We start from the raw sequence: 15,033 nt of genomic DNA, 5'->3' as shown, positions 1-15,033 counted from the left end.
AGGCCCTGCCGCCGGGTCGAAGAACCGAGGAATTATCATGATTCGTAAACTCCCTATCGTGGCCCTGCTGATTGGTGCATTCGCTGTCGCAGGGCAAGCAGAAGCCCATGGCGGCAATTACTGGCAGGGTCCGGCGGTGTTTGGCGCGATCGTCGGCTCGGCCATCATCGGCTCGGCACTGATCAATCAGGATCGCCCGGTTTATGTGCAGCAGGCGCCGGTGTATGCCGCCCCGCCACCACCGGTGTATGTGCAACAGCCTCCGCCGCCGGTCTACTACCAGCCAGCGCCGGTGTATGTGCAACAACCGGTCTACGTACAACCGGCCCCGGTGTATTACGGCCCGCCTCGTGGCTACTACGGTCGTCCGCATTACTACGGTGGCCCGCGCTGGTAACCGAAACACAAAGCCCCGCTTTAATAGCGGGGCTTTTTTATGACCGCTGGTCGGCCAACGTCTGAAAAAATCTCGCCAAGGTCGCTGTGAGGACAGTTTCAGCGGCTAAAGTCGGCATGATGGATTGACCGTTATGTACCTTTGCACAAAACGGTCATCGCTTTGTCATGACGGAACCGCACTCTGAATCCGTCCGTAAACAACAGGTTGATAACAACAAGGACGACCGCATGCCAACACAAAACCCGCACCGCATCGTCGGCCTGTGCACCTCCAGCAAGGTGTATGGCGCGCTGACCGAGCTCAAGCACCTGGAAGGCCACCGCTGCGCGAAATTTCTTTCGCTGCTGGCTGAAAACCTTGTACACAAAGGCCTGCTCAACGAGCGCGAAGTCATGCACATGCTCGATCAAGTGGTCGACTGACGCCAGACCTCACTGGCATCAATGACCACTATCGAAACAGTTGATTGTCGCTGAACCCGCCGAGTCCCTAAGGTAGCCCCACAGATTGATGGAGGTACTTTTCATGGCTCAGGTTCAAATCATGTCAGTCATCGGCAGCGCCGTTCCGGCTTCGCTCAGAGCGTCGGGATTGCTCGCCTGCTGGTACCTGGTGCGCGACGGAGAGCCGATCAGCGGCCCGCTCACTTCATTACCTGCCGCGCAGGCCTTGTCACAACAGATGGTCAGCGCTGCCTTTCACGCCTAAGGCAGTTGCACCTTGGGCTTGGTTTCGGCGAACAGCGCCCAGCTCGACATGAACAGGGCCGCGATCAACGGCCCGATCACAAAGCCGTTGAGGCCAAACACCGCCAGACCGCCAAGGGTCGAGATCAGGATCATGTAATCGGGCATTTTGGTGTCCTTGCCCACCAGAATCGGGCGCAGCACGTTGTCCACCAAGCCGATCACAAACACCCCGAACAGCCCCAGCACCACGCCCTGCCAGATCATCCCGCTGAGCAGGAAGTAAACCGCGACCGGCGCCCAGACAATCCCCGCGCCGACCGCCGGCAACAGCGACAGAAACGCCATCAACACCGCCCACAGCAGCGCGCTGGGGATGTCGAGAAACCAGAAAATCGCCCCACCCAATGCGCCCTGCGTGATCGCCACGACAAGATTGCCCTTCACGGTCGCTCGCACCACCCGATTGAATTTCAATTGCAGACGACGTTTGTGATTTTCTTCCAGTGGCACAGCAGTACGCACCCTGCGCGCCAGATCTGCGCCGTCACGCAAAAAGAAAAAAAGCAGGTACAGCATGATGAAGAAACTCACCACGAATTCGAACGTACCCTGGCCAAAACTGAACGCCTGACTCGCCAGCACCTGGCTGCCCTGCATCGCCGATTTGACGATTTTCTCGCGCAGGCCATTGAGTTCGCCCATGCCAAAGCGGTCGAGCAAATGCTGAAAGTACGGCGGCAAGCTGTGTTTGAACTGCGCCAGATACGCTGCGATGTCCAGCTCGCCGCTTTCGATATTCTTGTAAACCGCGGCGCCTTCCTGCACCAGCAACACACTGAGGATGATCACCGGCAGAATCGCGATCACCAGACAGACCGACAAGGTGCACAGGGATGTCAGGTTGCGCTGCCAGCCGAATTTCGCCTGCAGCCGGCGTTGCATCGGCGCAAACAGAATGCCGAGAATCACCGCCCAGAACACTGCGCCGTAGAACGGCAAGAGGATCCAGATAAACGCCACCGTGACCAGCACCAGCAGCACGGTGAGAGATTTGAATTGAAGGCTTTTTTCGTTCATGTCCGATCCATGTTCAGTCAGGCGTCATGCACGCCCCGACCCTTAGTCAACCTGCGCGCGCGCGAGTGCCATCTTTATTCATGGAGCATAGTTGCGGATCTACACGAGGCGCGGGAGCGCAACAACGAATTCGATCACGCTAATCTTGAACGGCAGCCCGGTCTCGGAGCGCCAGCAATTTGTCGGTGAGTTGACCGGCGAACAGCGTGACCGGCTCGCCGAAGTCAAAGTGAAGAACCGCTTTGCTCTCGGCGATCATATGGAATTGATGACGCCCAAGGGCAATTTCCATTTTGATCTACATGAGTTGCAGAGCGCTCACGGGCAAGCGATCAACGTGGCGCCGGGGGATGGGCACACGGTGTATCTGCCGATTCCGGAGGTGGTGGAATTTCGATTTGGGTTGTTGATGCGCGATTTAGGCGTTGCCTGAGGAGAGGTCTGATCCAGCATAGGTATGAGGCTTATGCCGTCTTCACGAGCAAGCTCGCTCCCACAGATGAATGCATTCAAATGTGGGAGCGAGCCTGCTCGCGAAGCGGCCGGCCAACTCAACACAACACTCAAGCCCTAGCGGCGATCATCCGACAACGGCGTCGGTTCATCCGCCGGCGGCACGTCTTCATCATCCGGCGCAGGATCCTTCCAGTCTTCCGGCCGGTCCGCATCGCTCAGCGGGTCGCGCCCCGGTGGCATTCCCATCGGCGAATCCTGATCAGCCAATGTCGGCTCGTCGGTTCCGGGCATCGGCCGGGTCGGATCAGTGGGAAGAACACCACCCTGAAACAGCAAGTCGTTAGCCATGACACACCTCACCAAGGAGGTCCGGAATACCCGGGCCGTACACCTTGGAAGCCCGGCCTTACGCGGCGTGCTATCGAACAGACCAACGGCGATCAGCCCTGCGCAGAGAAGCGGTCGCGGCTGTTGGTCAGGTGCAGCCACATCGCTGCGCGCGCGGCGTCGGCGTCCTGACGCTTGATCGCATTCAGGATCGCCTCGTGCTCCAGATGGGCCAACTGTCCAAGTTTGCTCAGGTCCGCCGCGCCTCGTTCGGCAGCGTTGAGGCGGTTGCGCGGGATCATCGCAGTGCCCAGGTGCTGCATGATCTCGCTGAAGCAGACGTTGCCGGTGGCCTCGGCAATCAGCAGATGAAAGCGCCGGTCGGCCTCGACGCAACTGTCGTTGTTGTCCAGCAGGCGCTGATAGTCGTCCAGCGCCTGACGCATTTGCAGCACTTGCTGCTCGCTACGTCGTTGCGCTGCCAACGCCGCCGCTTGCGTCTCCAGACCCAGGCGCAGTTCAAGAATGCTGCGCACACCGAGCGCAGTATCGACATTCAGGCGCAAGCCCTGCTCCGCTGCGCGTTCGATCACGAATGTGCCGATGCCGTGCCGCGTCTCGACCAGTCCCGAAGCCTGCAATTTGGAAATTGCTTCGCGCACCACCGTGCGGCTGACGCCGTGTTCCTGAACGATCGAATTCTCCGACGGCAGTTTGTCGCCGGGCGACAGCTGGCCAAGCAGGATGCTCTGGGTGAGTTTTTCCACCAAGTCATGGGCAAGGTTGTGCGCGCGTTTGCGGGCGGGAGCGTCGAGGTCTTCTTGCATGGTCGGTTCCGGTGATCGGGGCTTGCGGATCGTAGCATCGCCCGGAGGGTTGCTGAGATTGATTTTAGCGCCTCAACTTGTATGACAACACTCAGGATCAGCGGAGAAAAGTCGGATGATCCTGATGATTGTTCGCGAGCAACCGTCGGGATGCAGTGCGACCCGCAAGCCTTAAAAGCCAACAAACATTGGACACGCCCACAAAAAAGCATAACAAGCCGCCGATCCAGACAAAATTAATCGGTCAACCCCACTTGTAGGACAAAAAATCTCAGTTGTATGATGTCTATCAACAACGCAGTACAAAGCCCTACCCCGCATAAAAATAATCAGTGGGAGAAAACCAAGTGAAAACCTCCGTCTCCGGGATGAACGAGGGCGTCGATTCGACACTCGCGTCGGCCATCTCGAAAGTGAAACGCCACGTCCTGCCGCTGTTCGTGATCATGTTCATCGTCAATTACATTGACCGGGTGAACATCGGTTTCGTCCGCACCCACATGGAACACGACCTCGGTATTGGTGCCGCCGCTTACGGCTTCGGCGCCGGTCTGTTCTTCATCGGTTACGCGCTGTTCGAAGTCCCCTCCAACATGCTTCTGCAGAAAGTCGGCGCACGTATCTGGCTGACCCGCATCATGTTCACCTGGGGTCTGGTCGCCGCTGGCATGGCGTTTATCCAGAACGAAACCCACTTTTATGTGTTGCGCTTTTTGCTCGGCGTGGCCGAGGCCGGGTTCTTTCCCGGAGTGATCTACTACTTCACTCGCTGGCTGCCGGGTGCCGAACGCGGCAAAGCGATTGCAATCTTCCTCAGCGGCTCCGCCGTGGCCTCGCTGATCTCCGGCCCGCTGTCCGGCCTGCTCCTGCAAATCAACGGGTTGGGCATGCACGGCTGGCAGTGGATGTACTTCATTGAAGGTATGTTCTCGGTGTGTCTGTGCGTGTTCGTGTGGTTCTGGCTCGACGCCAAACCCCATGACGCGAAATGGCTGACCCGCGCCGAACAGGACGCACTGGTCAACGCCATCGACGACGAACAAAAGGCCCGCGAAGCCGCGACGCCGATCCGGCCATCGATGGGCAAACTGCTCAAGGATCGCCAGATCATTCTGTTCTGCCTGATCTATTTCTTCATTCAATTGACCATCTACGCGGCGACGTTCTGGCTGCCGAGCATCATCAAGAAAATGGGCGAGATGAGCGACTTCCAGGTCGGCCTGTTCAACTCGATTCCGTGGTTGCTGTCGATCATCGGCATGTACGCCTTCGCCTCGTTCTCGGCCAAGTGGAAACACCAGCAAGCGTGGGTCGCCACTGCGCTGTTGATCGCCGCAGCGGGGATGTTCATGTCCACCACCGGCGGCCCGATTTTCGCCTTTGTCGCGATCTGCTTTGCCGCGTTGGGTTTCAAATCGGCCTCGTCGTTGTTCTGGCCGATTCCCCAGGCGTATCTGGATGCCCGCATCGCTGCGGCGGTGATCGCGCTGATCAACTCGGTAGGCAACCTCGGCGGCTTCGTCGCCCCGACCACATTCGGCCTGCTCGAAGAACATACCGGTTCGATTCAGGGCGGCCTCTATGGTCTGGCCGCGACCTCGATCATCGCCGCGATCATTGTCTTCTTCGCCCGCACGCAGCCGAAAGCTGCTGCTGAAATTGCCGTGGTTGAAGCGGCGCCAAAGCACGCCTGAATTCTTTATCAGAAGGACAAGAACATGACCGCACACGACACTGCCAAAGCCCCGATCATCACTGACATGCAAGTCATCCCGGTGGCCGGCCACGACGGCATGCTGCTCAATCTGAGCGGCGCCCACGGGCCGTTTTTCACCCGCAACATCGTCGTTCTCAAGGACAACGCCGGCCACACCGGCGTCGGCGAAGTGCCCGGTGGCGAGCGCATCCGCCAGACGCTGGAAGACGCGCGCAGCCTGGTGGTCGGCAGCCCGATCGGCACCTATCAGAAGATCCTCAATCAGGTGCGCCAGACCTTCGCCGACCGCGATGCTGGTGGCCGTGGTTTGCAGACGTTTGATCTGCGCATCACCATTCACGCCGTCACCGGCCTTGAAGCCGCCCTGCTCGACTTGCTCGGCCAGCACCTTGATGTGCCGGTCGCGGCGCTGCTCGGTGAAGGCCAACAGCGCGACGAAGTGAAGATGCTCGGCTACCTGTTCTACGTCGGTGATCAGCGCGAAACCGACCTCGCCTATCGCAGCGAACCGGACGCCGACAACGACTGGTTCCGCGTGCGTCACGAGGAGGCGATGACCGCCGAAGCGGTGGTGCGCCTCGCCGAAGCGGCCCATGCGAAGTACGGTTTCAAGGACTTCAAACTCAAGGGCGGCGTGCTCAGCGGCGACGCGGAAATCGAAGCAGTCACCGCACTCGCCGAACGCTTCCCGGACGCGCGGATTACCCTCGACCCAAACGGCGCCTGGTCACTGAAAGAGGCCATCCGTTTGTGCCGCGATCAGCATCGGGTCCTCGCCTATGCCGAAGATCCGTGCGGTGCGGAAAACGGTTATTCCGGGCGCGAGGTGATGGCCGAATTCCGTCGCGCCACCGGCCTGAAAACCGCCACCAACATGATCGCCACCGACTGGCGCGAAATGGGTCACGCGATCCAGTTGCAGTCAGTCGACATTCCGCTGGCCGACCCGCATTTCTGGACCATGCAGGGTTCGGTGCGGGTGGCGCAGATGTGCCACGAGTGGGGCCTGACCTGGGGCTCACATTCCAACAATCACTTCGATATTTCCCTGGCGATGTTCACTCACGTGGCGGCTGCCGCACCGGGCGACATCACCGCGATCGACACTCACTGGATCTGGCAGGACGGCCAGCGGTTGACCAAAGTGCCGCTGCAAATCGTAGACGGACTCGTGCAAGTGCCGAAAAAACCGGGGCTGGGGGTCGAGCTGGACATGGACCAGGTGGCCAAGGCTCATGAACTGTATAAAGGCATGGGCCTCGGCGCGCGGGATGACAGCGTGGCGATGCAGTTTTTGATTCCGGGGTGGAAGTTTGATAACAAGCGGCCGTGTCTGGTGCGCTGAATTCGATCTCCAATCCACTGACGTCCCTGTGGGAGCGAACCTGCTCGCGAATGCGGTACAACAGCCAACATGTCTGTCGACTGACACACCGCTTTCGCGAGCAGGCTCGCTCCCACAGGGGAATTTGTATTAACCAGAGATCTGCAGCAGCCAGTTTTTAAAGGCAAGCATCGCCGCTGTTTCAGGCCGAGACTGCAGCCGCGTCAACCAGTAACTCCCCGTCGTGATCTCAATCGCAAACGGCTGACAAATCGCCTCTGCCGCCAGTTGCCGAGCGAACATCAGCGGCGGCGCCAACGCCACCCCACCACCCTGTAACGCCGCTTCCATCATCGCCAGCGACGAATCGAACACAATGCTCTGCGGTGGCGCCGCCTGGGTCGCCAGCCCCGCAGCCTGAAACCATTCCGGCCATTCATCGGTGCGATAGGAACGCAGCAATGTCTGCTGCAGAAGATCCCCCGGCGACTGCAATTGCCGGGCGATTTCCGGCACGCACAATACCGACAGCGGCGCCTCCAGCAAACGCGTCGCCTCGATGCCATGCCACGCCCCGGCGCCAAAGCGGATCGCGTAATCCAGCCCTTCTGCCGCCACATCCACGCGGTTATTGTTGGTCGACAGGCGCAAATCTATCAGCGGATGTTTCGCCCGAAAGTCCGCCAGCCTCGGCAACAACCAGCCCACCGCGAACGTCCCCACCGCGCCAACGGTCAATACCTCACGGTACTGGCCACCGGCGAGGCGCTCGAGCATCTGCGCGATATGATCGAACGAGGTACTCAGCACCGGCAGCAGCGTCTCGCCTTCGCTGGTCAACATCAGCCCACGGGGCAAGCGTTTGAACAGGGTGACGTTGAGCTGCGCCTCCAGACTTTTCACCTGATGGCTGACCGCCGCTTGGGTGACACACAGCTCCACCGCCGCGCGGGTGAAGCTCAGGTGACGCGCCGAGGCCTCGAAGGCGCGCAGTGCGTTGAGCGGCAATTGAGGTCGAATCATGCCCAGTCCCAAATTTTTCTAATGGCTCGTGCGAGATTTCATCGTTTGCCGAACCTCGCGACACTGCCTAAATTGACGGCGCTATCAGCCGCCCACCGAACAAATCGCCCGCAGTGTAGCGGGATAACACCATCAACACTCATGGAGAGTGGTTCATTCATGTCATCCATTCAAGCGAGCAAAGTCATTTCCTGCGGCGCTTTCGGCCTGTTGTTTGGCGCCGCGTCCTGCCTGGCCGCCGTGCCCACCGACGCGCAACTTCAAGCGCTGGTCAACGACGCGGTCACGCCAGTGATGCAACAACAGGACATTCCCGGGCTGACCGTGGCCCTGACCATCAACGGCCAGGCGCATTACTTTAACTACGGTGTGGCGGCGAAAGACACCGGGCAGAAAGTCAGCGAAAACACCTTGTTTGAAATCGGTTCGGTGAGCAAAACCTTCACCGCCACCCTCGCCGGCTACGCCCAGGCCACCGGCAAACTGGACCTGTCGACCAACGCCAGCCAGCTCTGGCCGGAATTGAAAGGCAGTGCCTTCGACAACATCAGCGTGCTGCAACTGGGCACCTACAGCGCCGGCGGCTTGCCGCTGCAATTCCCTGAAAGCGCGGATTCGTCCGACAAGATGCTCGGCTATTTCCAGCAGTGGAAACCGATCTATCCGGCCGGCAGCCATCGCCAGTATTCCAACCCGAGCCTTGGGCTGTTCGGCTATCTGGCCGCAAAAAGCCTCGGCCAGCCGTTTGATCAAGCGATGACGCAAACCCTGCTGCCGAAACTCGGTCTGCAGCACACCTACCTCAGCGTGCCCTCTGCACAAATGGGCCTGTATGCGCAGGGCTACAACAAGGACGGCAAACCGGTGCGCGTCAGCCCCGGCGCACTGGATTCGCAGGCTTACGGCGTGAAAACCAGCGCCGTGGATATGCTGCGTTACGTGCAGGCCAACCTGAGGCCGGAAACGCTGGAAGCGCCACTGCAAAAAACCATCGCCAACACTCACACCGGTTACTACAGCGTTGGCGACATGACCCAAGGCCTGGGCTGGGAAATGTATCGTTACCCGATCAGCCTCGACCGCTTGCTCGCCGGCAACTCGACAGAAATGGCCATGGAAGCGCACAAAGTGCAGTGGCTGAATCCGCCGCGACCGCAGCCGCATGACGTGCTGATCAACAAGACCGGCTCGACAGGCGGCTTCGGGACTTACGTAGCGTTTGTGCCGAGCAAGGATGTTGGCATTGTGATCATGGCTAACAAGAACTTTCCGATTCCCGAGCGGGTGAAGATCGCGCACAAAATCCTCAGTGCTGTAGCTGAATAAAGAGCAAAAAAATGGGCGATCTTGCGGAGATCGCCCATTTTTTCATTGCTCGCTTATGCGATCAGTCATCCGGCATTTCCGGCGGCTTGGTCGGTTTAGCAGGCTTGGTCGGTTTGGCATTCTTCGCGCCTTTCGCCGGTTCCGGCTCGGCAGCGGCTGGTGCCTGAGCCGCAGCAGCGGCCGCGGCCGCGGCTTCTTTTTCGGCCATTGGCATGGCGTCGATGGTGTCGAAGATTTTCTTCAGGTCCAGCGCCTTCGCTTCATCGCCGGACGCCGAGAGTTTGGTTTCGCCGTCCTTGCCCACCAGGAACACTTTCGGGTACGCCCCGGCGCCCAGCTTCAGCGAGCGCAGCAGCGCCATGGTGTCTTGCTGGCCCATGTCCTTGCCGTCGAGTTGGCCGGACATGTTGAGGATGGTGTAGACCTTGATGTTGCGGTCGGTGACGCCTTTTTTGTTCGCGGGATCTTCCAGCGATTTTTTCAGGCTCACCCACACGGGGTCGACGGTGCTTTGTGCGATCACGATCAGCGGTCGGGCGCGGCCCAGATCTCCAGCAATGGGCGAATCGTTGTCAGCGGCGAACAAGGGGCCGGCAATCGCCAGCAAGAGTGTCAGGGTCAGTGACCTGATGAGCATGCGCATCTCCTTTTGATATCCACGCTCTAATGATTGCGCATCGTGGCGATTGTTCCGGGGCTAACCGGCAAATATGTCTCGCCCAGTCAGAAGCTTAGGACAGGCGCGACATTGCGCAACATCACAGACATGATCGCAACCCGGATTTGATTACCTTTTATGACCGCATTAGGGTGGCTGCTCCGCAAACGAAATGGAGTTCACCCGCATGCACATCGATTACCTGTGCGATCACCCCGAATTGATCGAAGAACTGGCCACGCTCAACTTTGAGGAATGGGGCGAGTTTCGTCCCGGGCAAACCGTCGGGGACCGCATCGAGCACATGCGCGCGTCCTGCGGCAAAGGCGCGATTCCCAGCGTCGTAGTCGCGCTGGACGGTTCGCGTTTGCTCGGTGGTGCGTTGTTGATCGAGAGCGATCTGAAACTGCGGCCCAATCTCACACCCTGGCTGGCCGGGGTTTATGTGAAGGCTGAGGAACGCGGTCGCGGCGTCGCTTCGCAACTGGTCAATCGAGTGGTTGCTGAAGCGACGGCGCTGGGTGTGCGGGAGTTGTACCTGTACACCGATGCGGCGCAGTCGCTGTATGCGCGACTGGGTTGGGAGGTGGTTGAAGAGCTGGTGTACGAGGACTTGCCGGTGACGGTGATGAAATACACCACTCAGAACGCCAGTTTGTAACCGATCAACACCAGCATCGTCGCCAGGCACGGGCGCAGGACTTCATCGGAGATGCGCCCGGTCAGGTGGCTGCCTAGCCAGATGCCTGGCAACGAACCCACCAGCAAAAAGCCCAGCACGCCCCAATCCATGTTGCCCATGCTCGCGTGGCCCAGACCGGCGACCAGGGTCAGCGGTACGGCGTGGGCGATTTCGGTGCCGACCAGACGGCGGGTTGGCAGCAATGGATAAAGGATGAACAGCGCGACCGTGCCGAGGGCGCCAGCACCGATCGAGGTCAGGGCGACCATGGTGCCGAGGACCAGACCGGTGATCACCGTCAGCACATTCAGCCGCGAACCGCTCGGGTTGTAGTTGCCGCCCGCGCGTTTATGAGCGAATTCGAGCAAGCGCTTCTTGAAGAAAATCGCCAGCGCCGTGGCGAACAATACAAAGCCCAAAGCCTGTTTGATGATGGCGTTCATCGCATCCGGCGCGGTGTGCAGGGTGCTGAGAAACCACAAAGTCATGGCCACCGCCGGCACGCTGCCGAGGGTCAGCCAACCGGTAATGGCCCAGTCGATGTTCTTGTTCTTGCGATGGACGAGGACGCCACTGGATTTGGTAATGGCGGCGTACAACAGGTCGGTGCCGACCGCCGTTGCCGGGTTGATGCCGAACCACAGCAGGATCGGCGTCATCAACGAACCACCGCCGACACCGGTCATGCCGACAATAAAACCCACCACCAGCCCGGCAATCACCAGGCCGAAATTCGCCAATTCCATTAACACGTCCAGAAAACGACAGGAAAAATCTGGCCCGCAGCATAGCGATTTTTCATATAACCACATATATCGATGCGGTCTATCGTTATGCCATATCGACCTCACCACCCCACAGCGGTTGTGGGGTGGCTGATGAATCAATGCACCCTTCGTCCCGGCTTGAAGCTGTGGGTTTTGTTGATCCACACGGTGGCCAGGGCGATCACGGACAGAATCAACAATGCCCACGGAAACGACATCGCCCCGGCCCGATCCAGCAGCAACCCGCCGAACAATCCGCCGCCGGCAATCGCCACGTTCCACGAAGTGGTAAGCATCGCCTGCACCACGTCGACGTGATCTCCCGCCGAGTCAGCCGCCGAAGTCAGCAACAAGGTTGCCGAGCCGCCAAACGACAAACCCCACACCGCCATGCACGCATAAATAACCATCGGTGACGGCGCGGCCAGCGCCAGCACCAATGCGGTCAAGGCGAACACCGCGAGGCTGATCAGCGTCAGCCAGCGCAACCAGCGGTCCACCAGCAAGCCGATGATCCAGATCCCGCCCAGCGAACACAGGCCGAACACCAGCAGCACCAGATCGACCCGATCAGAGAGGCCGGCCTGCATCAGAAACGGTGCGATGTAGGTGTAGAGAATGTTGTGCCCGAGCATCCACGTCAGCACCACGAACAACACCGGTCGCACGCCGGGCAAGCGCAACGATTCGAGCAGCGGCAGACGTTCCTCGCTGGTTTGTCCCGGACGATCCGGCACGGCGATGACGATCCACGCCGCCAGCACCAGGGCCAGCGCCGACATGATCCCGAACGACGCACGCCAGCCGATCAGATTGCCCAGCCACGTTCCCGCCGGCGTGCCCAGAGACAACGCCACCGGCGTGCCGAGCATGGCAATCGCCAGTGCTCGCCCCTGCTGATGCACCGGCACGATGCCACGCGCATAGCCGGCCATGATCCCCCATGACAGCCCCGCCGCCATCCCGGCGAGAAAGCGTGAGGCCAGCGTCAGGCCGTAATGGCTTGAGAACGTGGTGACGGTGTTGAACACCAGAAACCCGCCCACCGTCATCAACAACACTCGCCGCCGCGGCCAGCCGCGTGTAGCGACCGTCAGCGGAATCGCCGCGACAATCGAGCCCAACGCATACAGGGTCACCAGTTGCCCGGCGAGCACCTCGCTGACGTTGAGCCCGGCGCCGATTTGCGGCAGCAGCCCGGCAGGCAGGGTTTCGGTGAGGATGGCGATGAAACCGGTCATGGCGAAGGCCAGTAACGCGGCGTAGGGCAATTTGTCAGCGCGTACGGTTTGGTCGACGCGAGTGAAATCGGCGCTTGCGGGGTCGGTCATGACAGGTGCAGCTCCATTTTGATCAATAACGGTGATGGATTGTATACAAAGATAACCTTGATTATTCGATCAATGTCGGAGCGAGCTTGTTCGCGAATGCAGTCTTTCAGGCATGGAAGCGGTGACTGATCTACCGCTTTCGCGAGCAGGCTCGCTCCCACATGGATCTCTGCACGCCACAGGCTTGCGTGGAATTCACTGCACCGGCAGGAAATTGAGGAAGAGCAGGCTCTGCGCGTAGTTAAGGCCGATCCGCCGATAACGCTCATCAAGCATCTGCGTGATCAAGTCCAGTCGCGCGACGATCTTACCGAACTCGGTGGCGAAGCTCAGGTTGGTGCCCTCCTCCGAGATCTCATTGGAAAACAACAGTGGCTGGCCGGCGGTGTTTTGCCGTTGCGACAGAATCCACGTGGCTTTTTCGATATTGCGCGCGGCGTTGTGGACGAAGGTCGGGTTGATCGCGTCGGTCATGTAGAACTCGGTGCGATTGCCGTGGGCGGTGACCAGCATGCTGCCGATCGCATAGATGAACGCGCCGACACGGTCACCGCGAAATTCCGGGCTCATCGCATAGCTGAGCGCTGCCAGATCCTTTCTGCCACCCAGCACCGGCAGAGGTTGTTGCTGCTCGATGGCCAGCCGAACCTGTTTCACCGCGGCATGGATGTTGAGAAAGCCCGACTTGCGCAGCTCCTCCGGGTTGCGCAGGTACAGCTTGGCTTGCAAGCGGTAAAGGCTGTTGAGGTTGTCGCGCATCGCCAGGGTGGCCATGCGGTCGACGCTGGTCTGCAAGAATTCCTGCGGCTTGCCGTCACGCATCTGGGTGAAGAAACCGTTGCCGTCCTGATGGCTGCAACCGCTGAACAACAGCGACGACAAACAGACGAGCAACACGCACGGACGACGGAAAAAAGGGGCAATCAGATGAAAAGCGCTCGGCATGAATTCTCGATCAGGCACGTTCCTGTGCGGCGGGAGTCACCGCATCCTGGCCATGGATAGAGCCGCCGATTGCGAAAAAGTGCAGTGGTGCGCACGGCCAGCCGACCTTCGGCATCGACCTCAGGCCAATTAGTCTGTCTTTATTGTTGAAGTAAACGATTAATCAACTATAAATCTTCACTGCAAACGTAAATAGAATGACTAGTTGTGCCGTTTTGAAAACAACAACAAAAAGGAAGGTCAACCATGCTTCAATCCCGTCACCTGCTCTCCGGCCTCGGACTGTCCCTGATGATCGCCACCCTTTCCGCCAACGCGGCGGGCCTGACCGCCGAACACAAAGCCTTCGGCAAAACCAATGACGGCACACCCGTCGAGCAATACATCCTGCGCAACAGCCACGGCATGCAAGCCACCGTCATCACCTACGGCGCGACGCTGCAATCGCTGAAAGTGGCGGACAAGCACGGCAAGTTCGACGACGTGGTGCTCGGTTTCGACGATGTGCAGGGCTACCAGAAAGGCACCGCCTACTTCGGCGCGACCATTGGCCGCTTCGGCAATCGCCTCGCCGAAGGCGCGTTCGAACTCGACGGCAAGCGCTATCAAGTGCCGCAGAACGACAAGTCCAACGCGCTGCACGGCGGCACTCAAGGTTTTGACAAGAAAGTCTGGAAGGCCGAGGAAACCAAAGACAAGGATTCCGTCGGCGTGACCCTGACGTACCTGTCGGCGGACGGCGAGATGGGCTTCCCCGGCAACCTCACCACCGAAGTGACCTACCGCCTCACCGACAACAACGAACTGCGCATCGACTACAAGGCCAGCACCGACAAACCGACCGTGCTCAACCTGACCAACCACAGCTACTTCAACCTCGCCGGTGCCGGTAATGGCGACATCCTCAAGCAGGTCGCGACCCTGCACGCCAGCCATTACACGCCGGTGACGGCCAAACTGATTCCAACCGGCGAACTGGCGCCCGTGGCCGGCACGCCGATGGATTTCAGCAAACCAACGGCGATTGGCACGCACATCAAGGCGGATCACCCGCAGCTGAAATTCGCTGAACCGAAACAGGGCGGCTTCGATTTCAACTGGGCGCTGGACACCAAAGGCGATATCAGCAAAGTCGCCACCGAGGTCAGTGATCCGCAGTCCGGTCGCGTGCTGCAGCTGTTCACCACGGAACCGGGCGTGCAGTTCTACACCAGCAATTTCCTCGACGGCACCGTCAAGGGCAAGGGCGGCAAGGTCTATCCGCACTGGGGCGCGTTCACGCTGGAAACCCAGCACTATCCGGATTCGCCGAATCAAGCGAACTTCCCAAGCACTCGGCTTGATCCGGGGCAGAGCTACAGCCACAGCGTGATTCTCAAGTTCTCCGCAAAATAACCCGCCCCGCTCCGCCTGATCGTTCCCACGCTCCGCGTGGGAATGCAGCCCGGGACGCTCTGCGTCCATTTAGGCGTTCCCACGCAAAG

The 15,033-nt window shown here is 59.6% G+C and carries 16 protein-coding genes and 1 pseudogene; 9 read left to right on the top strand and 8 right to left on the bottom strand.

Annotated elements, in window-relative coordinates; translation table 11 throughout:
• Positions 1 to 37: 37 nt before the first annotated feature.
• The 3 genes from ACQ4OE_RS17680 to ACQ4OE_RS17670 all read left to right on the top strand — a co-directional run bounded on the left by ACQ4OE_RS17680 (position 38) and on the right by ACQ4OE_RS17670 (position 1,108).
• Positions 38 to 397 (top strand): hypothetical protein, encoded by a 360-nt coding sequence (locus ACQ4OE_RS17680; RefSeq protein ID WP_034154666.1) that lies wholly within the window; start codon positions 38 to 40, stop codon positions 395 to 397.
• A 230-nt stretch (positions 398 to 627) separates the two neighbouring features.
• On the top strand, positions 628 to 822 hold the full coding sequence (locus tag ACQ4OE_RS17675; RefSeq protein WP_007917358.1) for a hypothetical protein: 195 nt from the start codon (positions 628 to 630) through the stop codon (positions 820 to 822).
• A gap of 103 nt (positions 823 to 925) precedes the next feature.
• Complete coding sequence (locus tag ACQ4OE_RS17670; protein WP_158959900.1) at positions 926 to 1,108, top strand: hypothetical protein; 183 nt, start codon at positions 926 to 928, stop codon at positions 1,106 to 1,108.
• Here the strand turns inward: ACQ4OE_RS17670 and ACQ4OE_RS17665 are convergent.
• The gene (locus tag ACQ4OE_RS17665) at positions 1,105 to 2,166 is read right to left on the bottom strand and encodes an AI-2E family transporter (RefSeq protein ID WP_122590429.1); all 1,062 of its coding nucleotides are present in this window, start codon (positions 2,164 to 2,166) and stop codon (positions 1,105 to 1,107) included. The two genes, ACQ4OE_RS17670 and ACQ4OE_RS17665, sit on opposite strands and share 4 nt — an antisense overlap.
• 148 nt (positions 2,167 to 2,314) lie before the next feature.
• On the opposite strand from ACQ4OE_RS17665, the pseudogene ACQ4OE_RS17660 reads away from it, so the two are divergent.
• A pseudogene (locus tag ACQ4OE_RS17660) lies at positions 2,315 to 2,599 on the top strand (U32 family peptidase C-terminal domain-containing protein); the annotation flags it as partial.
• Between the two features lie 137 nt (positions 2,600 to 2,736).
• On the opposite strand, the gene ACQ4OE_RS17655 reads toward ACQ4OE_RS17660, so the two are convergent.
• On the bottom strand, positions 2,737 to 2,970 hold the full coding sequence (locus ACQ4OE_RS17655; protein ID WP_430947397.1) for a hypothetical protein: 234 nt from the start codon (positions 2,968 to 2,970) through the stop codon (positions 2,737 to 2,739).
• 92 nt (positions 2,971 to 3,062) lie between these two features.
• On the bottom strand, positions 3,063 to 3,776 hold the full coding sequence (locus ACQ4OE_RS17650) for a FadR/GntR family transcriptional regulator (protein ID WP_430947396.1): 714 nt from the start codon (positions 3,774 to 3,776) through the stop codon (positions 3,063 to 3,065).
• 347 nt (positions 3,777 to 4,123) lie between these two features.
• On the opposite strand from ACQ4OE_RS17650, the gene ACQ4OE_RS17645 reads away from it, so the two are divergent.
• Complete coding sequence (locus ACQ4OE_RS17645; protein WP_430947395.1) at positions 4,124 to 5,470, top strand: MFS transporter; 1,347 nt, start codon at positions 4,124 to 4,126, stop codon at positions 5,468 to 5,470.
• A gap of 24 nt (positions 5,471 to 5,494) precedes the next feature.
• Positions 5,495 to 6,838 carry a glucarate dehydratase gene (gudD, locus tag ACQ4OE_RS17640; RefSeq protein ID WP_430947394.1) on the top strand — a complete coding sequence of 448 codons (1,344 nt, stop codon included), beginning with the start codon at positions 5,495 to 5,497 and terminating at the stop codon, positions 6,836 to 6,838.
• A gap of 129 nt (positions 6,839 to 6,967) precedes the next feature.
• Here gudD and ACQ4OE_RS17635 read toward each other — a convergent pair whose 3' ends face one another.
• The gene (locus ACQ4OE_RS17635) at positions 6,968 to 7,840 is read right to left on the bottom strand and encodes a LysR family transcriptional regulator (protein ID WP_122590437.1); all 873 of its coding nucleotides are present in this window, start codon (positions 7,838 to 7,840) and stop codon (positions 6,968 to 6,970) included.
• 159 nt (positions 7,841 to 7,999) lie between these two features.
• Between ACQ4OE_RS17635 and ampC the strand changes: the two genes are divergently transcribed.
• Complete coding sequence (ampC, locus tag ACQ4OE_RS17630) at positions 8,000 to 9,166, top strand: class C beta-lactamase (RefSeq protein WP_430947393.1); 1,167 nt, start codon at positions 8,000 to 8,002, stop codon at positions 9,164 to 9,166.
• Positions 9,167 to 9,227: 61 nt separating this feature from the next.
• Here the strand turns inward: ampC and ACQ4OE_RS17625 are convergent, their stop codons facing one another.
• Positions 9,228 to 9,803 (bottom strand): DUF4174 domain-containing protein, encoded by a 576-nt coding sequence (locus ACQ4OE_RS17625; RefSeq protein ID WP_430947392.1) that lies wholly within the window; start codon positions 9,801 to 9,803, stop codon positions 9,228 to 9,230.
• 208 nt (positions 9,804 to 10,011) lie between these two features.
• Between ACQ4OE_RS17625 and ACQ4OE_RS17620 the strand changes: the two genes are divergently transcribed.
• Positions 10,012 to 10,485, top strand: a complete 474-nt coding sequence (locus tag ACQ4OE_RS17620; RefSeq protein ID WP_430947391.1) for a GNAT family N-acetyltransferase — start codon at positions 10,012 to 10,014, stop codon at positions 10,483 to 10,485.
• Here ACQ4OE_RS17620 and ACQ4OE_RS17615 read toward each other — a convergent pair.
• From ACQ4OE_RS17615 to ACQ4OE_RS17605, 3 genes are all read right to left on the bottom strand, one after another.
• The gene (locus ACQ4OE_RS17615) at positions 10,467 to 11,252 is read right to left on the bottom strand and encodes a sulfite exporter TauE/SafE family protein (protein ID WP_122590450.1); all 786 of its coding nucleotides are present in this window, start codon (positions 11,250 to 11,252) and stop codon (positions 10,467 to 10,469) included. The two genes, ACQ4OE_RS17620 and ACQ4OE_RS17615, sit on opposite strands and share 19 nt — an antisense overlap.
• A 137-nt stretch (positions 11,253 to 11,389) precedes the next feature.
• Positions 11,390 to 12,604: an MFS transporter gene (locus tag ACQ4OE_RS17610; protein WP_430947390.1), complete on the bottom strand. Its 1,215-nt coding sequence runs from the start codon at positions 12,602 to 12,604 to the stop codon at positions 11,390 to 11,392.
• A gap of 195 nt (positions 12,605 to 12,799) precedes the next feature.
• A complete protein-coding gene (locus ACQ4OE_RS17605; protein WP_430947389.1) occupies positions 12,800 to 13,549 on the bottom strand; it encodes a hypothetical protein in 750 nt (249 codons plus the stop codon).
• A gap of 246 nt (positions 13,550 to 13,795) precedes the next feature.
• Here ACQ4OE_RS17605 and ACQ4OE_RS17600 point away from each other — a divergent pair, with 246 nt between their 5' ends.
• A complete protein-coding gene (locus tag ACQ4OE_RS17600) occupies positions 13,796 to 14,944 on the top strand; it encodes an aldose epimerase family protein (RefSeq protein ID WP_430947388.1) in 1,149 nt (382 codons plus the stop codon).
• The last annotated feature ends 89 nt before the right edge of the window (positions 14,945 to 15,033 follow it).

It is taken from the genome of Pseudomonas sp. WC2 (assembly GCF_050586545.1).
In the GTDB taxonomy this organism is placed as follows: Bacteria; Pseudomonadota; Gammaproteobacteria; order Pseudomonadales; family Pseudomonadaceae; genus Aquipseudomonas.
The sequence above is the reverse complement of the archived record's forward strand: the minus strand, read 5'-3'. Positions and strand labels throughout refer to the sequence as shown.

Excerpts from the sequence above, each read along its gene's own strand:
- ampC (WP_430947393.1), top strand. The coding sequence starts at position 8,000 with ATGTCATCCATTCAAGCGAGCAAAGTCATTTCCTGCGGCGCTTTCGGC.
- ACQ4OE_RS17665 (WP_122590429.1), bottom strand. The coding sequence starts at position 2,166 with ATGAACGAAAAAAGCCTTCAATTCAAATCTCTCACCGTGCTGCTGGTG.
- ACQ4OE_RS17635 (WP_122590437.1), bottom strand. The coding sequence starts at position 7,840 with ATGATTCGACCTCAATTGCCGCTCAACGCACTGCGCGCCTTCGAGGCC.
- ACQ4OE_RS17680 (WP_034154666.1), top strand. The coding sequence starts at position 38 with ATGATTCGTAAACTCCCTATCGTGGCCCTGCTGATTGGTGCATTCGCT.
- ACQ4OE_RS17625 (WP_430947392.1), bottom strand. The coding sequence starts at position 9,803 with ATGCTCATCAGGTCACTGACCCTGACACTCTTGCTGGCGATTGCCGGC.
- ACQ4OE_RS17670 (WP_158959900.1), top strand. The coding sequence starts at position 926 with ATGGCTCAGGTTCAAATCATGTCAGTCATCGGCAGCGCCGTTCCGGCT.
- ACQ4OE_RS17615 (WP_122590450.1), bottom strand. The coding sequence starts at position 11,252 with ATGGAATTGGCGAATTTCGGCCTGGTGATTGCCGGGCTGGTGGTGGGT.
- ACQ4OE_RS17610 (WP_430947390.1), bottom strand. The coding sequence starts at position 12,604 with ATGACCGACCCCGCAAGCGCCGATTTCACTCGCGTCGACCAAACCGTA.
- ACQ4OE_RS17605 (WP_430947389.1), bottom strand. The coding sequence starts at position 13,549 with ATGCCGAGCGCTTTTCATCTGATTGCCCCTTTTTTCCGTCGTCCGTGC.
- gudD (WP_430947394.1), top strand. The coding sequence starts at position 5,495 with ATGACCGCACACGACACTGCCAAAGCCCCGATCATCACTGACATGCAA.
- ACQ4OE_RS17600 (WP_430947388.1), top strand. The coding sequence starts at position 13,796 with ATGCTTCAATCCCGTCACCTGCTCTCCGGCCTCGGACTGTCCCTGATG.
- ACQ4OE_RS17655 (WP_430947397.1), bottom strand. The coding sequence starts at position 2,970 with ATGGCTAACGACTTGCTGTTTCAGGGTGGTGTTCTTCCCACTGATCCG.
- ACQ4OE_RS17620 (WP_430947391.1), top strand. The coding sequence starts at position 10,012 with ATGCACATCGATTACCTGTGCGATCACCCCGAATTGATCGAAGAACTG.
- ACQ4OE_RS17650 (WP_430947396.1), bottom strand. The coding sequence starts at position 3,776 with ATGCAAGAAGACCTCGACGCTCCCGCCCGCAAACGCGCGCACAACCTT.
- ACQ4OE_RS17675 (WP_007917358.1), top strand. The coding sequence starts at position 628 with ATGCCAACACAAAACCCGCACCGCATCGTCGGCCTGTGCACCTCCAGC.